Source organism: Bacillus sp. SIMBA_074, from assembly GCF_046534555.1.
Taxonomy (GTDB): Bacteria; Bacillota; Bacilli; order Bacillales; family Bacillaceae_G; genus Bacillus_A; species Bacillus_A mycoides.
In genome coordinates this window covers 1-264 of the sequence record NZ_JAWRYM010000676.1, presented here as the reverse complement: position 1 = coordinate 264, position 264 = coordinate 1, and the positions used below count along the sequence as shown (strand labels likewise).

1 pseudogene is annotated in these 264 nt (G+C 43.6%); it reads right to left on the bottom strand.

The features are described from left to right. A pseudogene (locus SB773_RS32480) lies at positions 1 to 264 on the bottom strand (MBL fold metallo-hydrolase); the annotation flags it as partial.

Below are 264 nucleotides of genomic sequence, written 5' to 3'. Positions count from 1 at the left end.
ATATCATTTGGCTGAATCCCAAGTCTGCCAAGATCTTCAACAAGATTGGATTCCTCCGTCACCCCAAAATTCCGTCTTTGCTTGTCATTCATCTTTCCATTACCAATACCGGAATCTATAAGCATGTTCAATCCATTTGCCTGCACTAAAATCGGATCAGTACGTAACTCGATTTGGTTATTTTCGTTAACAGGATACTTCTTGGCCCAAAGCGGTTTCGGTACAACACCGAACATCGCGCCACCATCCAAGTGAGTTACACCG